General features: G+C 32.9%; 1 protein-coding gene. It reads right to left on the bottom strand.

Going from position 1 to position 496, the window contains the following annotated elements:
• Positions 1 to 317, bottom strand: a 317-nt coding sequence (locus E3E36_RS11640) for a hypothetical protein (protein ID WP_206203657.1), incomplete at its 3' end; no start/stop codon positions are given.
• Between the last annotated feature and the right edge of the window lie 179 nt (positions 318 to 496).

The following is a 496-nucleotide window of genomic DNA, read 5'->3' as shown; positions in this document are numbered from 1 at the left end:
TTTTGTCTGTGTGTTTTGTAACTGTATTCGTTGCTGATAAGCATAATAACAAGAATAGAAGGAATGGAAATAAAAAAAGAAGAAAAGTATGCGGTGGTATGCCATGCCTCAGGAAATTCAAAAGGGTTGCCAAACAACATTTTCGCTATCTGAGCGAGAGCATCTTTTTTATTTTCAGTTCTTACCAATTGTCTATCGTAAATTATTCCGATAAATAAATTAATACCGGGATATGTTAATGCCACGATGCCAAACATCCACCAAAAGGCAGGGTAGCGTTTTATTTTAAGCCATTCTATTTTTATTAATTCAAGCATGTAATATTTTTTAAGGTTAGTTGTTATTGGTTAGTTCAAAAAACTTGGCTTCTAAACTTTTCTTTTTATAAGTAAGCAGATTAAGCGTTACACCATTATCAAAGCAGTACTTATTAATAGTATCTAATTCTGCTGTTCCCTGGGGATAGAATAATTGTACAGCATGTTGTTCTTCAACC

It is taken from the genome of Thermococcus sp. M36 (assembly GCF_012027355.1).
GTDB lineage: Archaea > Methanobacteriota_B > Thermococci > Thermococcales > Thermococcaceae > Thermococcus.
The sequence above is the reverse complement of the archived record's forward strand: the minus strand, read 5'-3'. Positions and strand labels throughout refer to the sequence as shown.